This window comes from uncultured Clostridium sp., assembly GCF_947072515.1.
Lineage (GTDB): Bacteria > Bacillota > Clostridia > Clostridiales > Clostridiaceae > Clostridium.
The window spans coordinates 1-5783 of sequence record NZ_CAMTIG010000107.1 but is presented as its reverse complement, the minus strand read 5'-3'; the positions used below and the strand labels follow the sequence as shown (position 1 = coordinate 5783).

Genomic DNA, 5783 nt, shown 5'->3' with positions numbered 1-5783 from the left:
AAGCTAGACACGGAAGAGCTTTCAAAGGTCTTTTAGATAGATACTTCGCATAATTAAAAAATAGGGTATTTTAAGACGATAGAAATATGTTTAAAATACCCAGAATTTAATCTAAAGCTAGAGAAAATCTAGAACATGGTTAGATTGTCCATTTAAAGAATTACTATAAACATTCATCCAAATAGTAAAAAGAACCTAACCCCTTAGGTTCTTTTTTTATGCAGAAAATTAAAGCAGAATATTAGTTGAAGATAATATTTCATGAAATAAAGGAAGTAGTTTTGATTTGAAGAAGAGAATGTTTAGATAGAAAATATAGTAGTTTTTATTAAAGTTTGTAGTTATAAAATGTGTGAAAAGTTATATTTGTAGTTTAGAGTCTTCTAATAACAGAAATTATGATTTATATAGGTATAATTTTTATAACCCTAGGAATAGTAACATTTATAGATAAAAAAATATAATTGAAGACGCTATAATTGAGCAAATAAAAATTGAAGATTAGATAAATTAAAAATGTTAATATGTAAAATTAAAAGTTTATACATTGAAATACTTTTTAAAGAGATTATAATACGTAGTTGAAGGAGGGGAGTATTTTGAAAAGTACAACAGGATTAATATTTGCTATATTAGCATCTGTTTGTTTTGGATTTTTAGGGATTTTTGCACAAATAGGTTATAATGCAGGATCTAATCCAACCACAGTTCTAATAGTGAGATTCTTCTTAGCTACTATAATTTTAGGGGTCGTGATTTTAGTAACAGGAAAATCTTTGAAAATTACTAGGAAGCAATTAGTAATGTTATTTTTTATAGGTGCTATAGGATATACTGTGACAACACAAGCTTTATTTGATGCATATCAATACATAGGAGTTGGACTTGCAACAGGAATTCACTTTATATATCCATTATTTGTATGTGTATTTGGATTTTTATTTGCTAAGGAAAGATTCACAAAAAGAAAGGTTTTTGCATTAATAATATCAATAGCAGGGGTATTTTTATTATCTATATCAGAGCAAAGCGGGATAGATATAAGAGGAGTTGCACTTGCATTTTTTTCAGGTATTATATATGGAGGAACAGTTTTTGTTATGGGAAAAGAAGAAATTAAGTCATTAAATGGAATGGTAATTACATTTTATTGTTCTCTTTTTGCATGTATAATAACATTCTTTATTGGTCTTGCAAGAGGTCAAATAATAACAAAAATGAATGTACATATAGGATTTGCATATATCAGTATTGCTATAGTATCTACTGTACTAGCATTAGTATTTTTACAGATGGCAATACAAAGAATTGGACCTTCAAATACATCTATATTAGGAACATTTGAGCCTATAGTAGGAATTCTTGCTAGTTGGGTATTCTTTAATGAAGTAATAGATGGATTTACTATAATAGGTATGGCCCTTGTAGTAATTTCAGTTATAATTTTAGCAAGAGATAAGGAACAAGGTGTAGGAGAAATAACAGAAGTACAAGAATTTAGTTAAATAAAAGATTATAAAGATATTGATTATTAAGGACATTAGAATTAATAATCAATATCTTTTTTTTTGAAAATTTAATTATAAAATGAAAAAAATAGATATAGGAATTTTAAGTAGTGGTATAGCAATATAATAATATCAAATAGATGTATTGGAGAGACACTAAAGAAGTAGTTTTAGTAAATTAATAAAGGAGTGAGAATATGTATTTAGAACCAATAATAAATGAAAAAGAGAGATTATTAAAAGAAAGTAAAAAAATAGGAAAATTTAAGGAAAGAATAAGAAAAGAAGGGATATCTATAATAGGCGAGTATAAAAAAGCATCACCAGTTAAAGGTATTATATTAAAAGATTATAATGTAAATGAAATATTTGATTTTTATAATGAAATTTCAGTTGATTGTTTTTCTGTATTGACTGAAGAAAAGTTTTTTCAAGGAAGTAATAGTGATTTAATAAAAATAAAGGAGAGAAGTAATATACCAATTTTAAGAAAAGATTTTATTATTGATAAATATCAAATATATGAAAGTAAAGTAATAGGTGCAGATGCAATTTTACTAATTGCAAGTGTATTAGGTAGAAAGTTAGAAAAATTTTATAGTATTGCAAATAGTATTGGATTAGATACAGTTATAGAAGTGCATACAGAAGATGAGCTTAAATATGCATTAGATTGTGATGCAGAAATAATAGGAATAAATAATAGGGATTTAGATACTTTTAAAGTGAATTTAAAAACAACAGAAAAGTTATTAAAAAGAATTCCTAAAGGAAAGTTAGTAATTTCAGAAAGTGGAGTTGGAGGAATTTGTGATATTGAACATTTAAGTAATTTAGGTGTAGATGGAGTATTAGTTGGAGAGTTATTTATGAAGAATTTAAAGAATGAATATTTTAAAGTAGAGTTCAAAAAGTTTAGAGGAAAAGGTTTGATATAGAGGAAGAAATTTCTTTGTAAAGGAATAGCAAAATATTATGAAGAAATTAAAAATAAAAATCGCAAATTGAAAAAGTAAATAGTAAAAAGCGATAAGATTGATAAAAATTAAAAGATAAACGATTAGATTTTTCAAATTTTGAAAAAATCCAAAGAAATATATTGATAAATATGGATGAATCTGATAAAGTAAGAACTGTAGAAATACAATAAAATAATAAAGTTAAAGATTCGGTAAATTATAATTTTCTCCTTGTTTTAGAGAATTTATAAATTTAGATCAGGTCTTTAAACGAGGAGGATTTTAACATGGATAGAACTATAGTATGTAAAGATTGTGGAAAAGAATTCATATTCACTGAAGGAGAACAAGCGTTCTACAAAGAAAAAGGATTCGAAAATGATCCAGTAAGATGCCCAGATTGCAGAAGAGCAAGAAAGCAACAAAGAAACAACAGATAATTATATCTATTGGAAAGAGACCTATTAGTAGGTCTCTTTTTTTATTTTATAAAAAATATATTATTGGATTTCTATTCCATAAATTGAGCCATTTCTTGTAGCAATAACTAAAAAATCTTCAAAAATAGCAGGAGAAGCTTCAATATTTGCATCAAGATTTAAAGTAGTTAATGTATTTCCAGAAGCACCGTCAATAAGATGTAATGTTCCAGATGAGTCACCTAAAATAATAAAACCATTACCATCTTTATCATAGAAATCTACAGGAGAAGACCAAGCATAATTAGGAAGTTTTTTCTCCCAAATAATATCACCATTAGATTTATCTAAAGCAACTAAAAGTCCACTATTAAATCCATCATATCTTGAAAGAGAAAAAATAGCTAAGTTAGAAATGCTGTTTTTACCCATAACTGGAGTTGATAAAAGACCTCCATTAACAGGAGATGAGCCTAAGAGCGATTCACATTTAAATGATTTTTCCCAAGAAACTTTTCCAGTTAAGCCATCTATTTTTTTTATCTTTGAATAGCCTAGCGAACCTTGCATATCAACTTCATTTCCTGCGTAAAGGTATGGAATATCATTTTCAATATCTAGAGTTAATGTAGCATCTGTATCATCACTTAAATCAAGTTTCCATATAGGTTTCATGGTATCTAAATCTATGCATTGAGCAAACCCATTATTATCAGCAAAATACCCAAGATTACTATAAGTTGCAATAGAACTTTCAATTCCAGGTTTAGAACCTAAATTATATCGATATTTTTCAATTTTGGGGTTTATAGAGATAGTGTTTTTTTCTATATTGTAATTAGAATTTAATTTAATTTTGTATATTAATCCATTTTCAGCTGGAGCAAATACAATATCATTTTTAGCATCAATAATGCAAGATGAATCAAAAGCACCCCAAGCACGAGGAGCATCAATATCGTTACCAGGTAATTTATATAGTCTTTTTCCATCGATTAAACTAAAGATATTAAAGCCAATAGAGGAGGTTTCGTTTATACCTTCACCAACATAGCGTAAAGGTAAGCCACGAGGGTCAATACTAATGCTACCTTTTATGGGATTACCGACATTGATTTTTTTTCTAGTTTGCTCTCCAGTTTGAGCATCTAAAAAATAAATATTTCCATCTAAGGAAGCATAAATAGCTTCTATTCCATCAGCCTTTTCTTTAAAGGATTTTGATAAATTCATTTTTTCTTTTAATTCTTTAGGCCATTTAATAAGAGCTGGTTGTCCGGTCCAGCCAGCACCGCCACCCCAGGAACTGAAATCAGTTTTAAATTTCCATTTTTCCTTTAAAGAGTTATTTGTAATAGAACTTATACCGAATGAAGGAGAGTTTCTAAAATTATTTCCTCTGAAAGTAAATACACCTTCAATGTCTGAATAGGTATCGGTAAAGAGTGTATCAGATTTTTTTTTGAGAGAATTAATGTTTTTATAAGCAAAATTTTTGCTGGATAAATAAGGTAAGGAGAGCTTTTTGAATTCATGTTTAGGAGAAACAGGAACAGTTTCAACTACAGTTTCTTCAACCTTATTTGGTGTATTGGTATTGGCTGAACATGAGACTAAGGACATAAAAGTAGTAAAAATAATTAGTGATATAGTATATTTTTTCATAAAAAAACCTCCATAAATTATAATGATTATATATATATATCGATAAAATAATTAATATGTTGAATAAAATTGGAAAAAAATTCTTTATTAAAAGATATAAATGTAAGATTAGAAGAAAAAATCTATTAAAATTAAATAAAGTGTATCCATTTATATAAATTATCAATATATTATCAGTATAAATATATCGAAAATAAAAAAAGGTGGTGGCGTTTTGATTAGCAAAAATATTTACACTAATTGTGATACTTTTGTTTCATCAAACTATCCTAATGATAATTTTAGAAATGAATTATTTCTATTGGTAGGAAAATATGAAGAATGTAATAGCAAGAAAATTGCCAATGCATTAGTACATTTTCAATTACCAGATTATATTTATGGATATAAACTTGTTGAAGCAGAGTTAAAATTATTTGTAAAAAAAATTAATAGCAATTGTAAAAATGTAAAAATAGACATTTATAGTAATGATGAGCCATTTAATCAAAAAACAGTAACTTATAATACAGCACCAAAAACTAGATTATTTAAAAAGAACATATTACTTCCAGTAGATTGTGTAGGAAAGTATATTTCTGTAAAAATAAATGATTTAGTTGAAAAATGGTTAAATGGAAGTATTGAAAATAATGGAATAACAATAATGATTTCAGCTGATATTGAAGGTGAAATTTTATTTACATCATCTGAAGATGGAAATGGACCAATTTTAAAGATTATATGTGAAGAAAAAAAGAATTGTCATCATGAAGAGTCTTGTAAATGTGCGAAAGGACCTGAGGGACCAAGAGGACCAGAAGGTAGAATGGGACCAATGGGACCAGAAGGGTGTCCAGGACCAAAAGGAGAAATGGGATGCCCAGGTCCAGCTGGACCTGAAGGATGTCCAGGACCAATGGGACCAATGGGACCAGGTGGATGTCCAGGACCAATGGGGCCGATGGGGCCAGAAGGACCTGAAGGACCTGAAGGACAAAGAGGAATTCAAGGACCAAAAGGAAATCAAGGAGATGTAGGACCACAGGGGATTCAAGGACCACAGGGATTACAAGGAGTAACAGGAGCAACAGGGGCACAAGGTATACAAGGTGTTGAAGGATTAATGGGCTCACAAGGAGAAGTGGGAGAAGAAGGACCACAAGGACCACAAGGAAATCAAGGTGTTGAAGGGCCACAAGGAGCACAAGGAATTCAAGGGCCAAAAGGAGAAAAAGGAAATCCGGGATCAA

The 5783-nt window shown here is 28.7% G+C and carries 5 protein-coding genes; 4 read left to right on the top strand and 1 reads right to left on the bottom strand.

The annotated features are described in order from the left end of the window. The first annotated feature begins 599 nt into the window (after positions 1-599). The 3 genes from Q0W06_RS19070 to Q0W06_RS19060 all read left to right on the top strand — a co-directional run bounded on the left by Q0W06_RS19070 (position 600) and on the right by Q0W06_RS19060 (position 2907). On the top strand, positions 600-1505 hold the full coding sequence (locus Q0W06_RS19070) for a DMT family transporter (protein ID WP_297639618.1): 906 nt from the start codon (positions 600-602) through the stop codon (positions 1503-1505). Positions 1506-1705: 200 nt separating this feature from the next. Further along, complete coding sequence (trpC, locus tag Q0W06_RS19065; protein ID WP_297639615.1) at positions 1706-2446, top strand: indole-3-glycerol phosphate synthase TrpC; 741 nt, start codon at positions 1706-1708, stop codon at positions 2444-2446. Between the two features lie 308 nt (positions 2447-2754). Further along, entirely contained in the window at positions 2755-2907 is a 153-nt protein-coding gene (locus Q0W06_RS19060) for a zinc-ribbon domain-containing protein (protein ID WP_297639612.1), read from the top strand. Positions 2908-2967: 60 nt separating this feature from the next. Here Q0W06_RS19060 and Q0W06_RS19055 read toward each other — a convergent pair whose 3' ends face one another. Continuing rightward, positions 2968-4551: a PQQ-binding-like beta-propeller repeat protein gene (locus Q0W06_RS19055; protein WP_297639610.1), complete on the bottom strand. Its 1584-nt coding sequence runs from the start codon at positions 4549-4551 to the stop codon at positions 2968-2970. Positions 4552-4765: 214 nt separating this feature from the next. Here Q0W06_RS19055 and Q0W06_RS19050 point away from each other — a divergent pair. Next, positions 4766-5783 (top strand): DNRLRE domain-containing protein (locus Q0W06_RS19050; RefSeq protein ID WP_297639607.1); only part of this gene is annotated, 1018 nt, incomplete at its 3' end.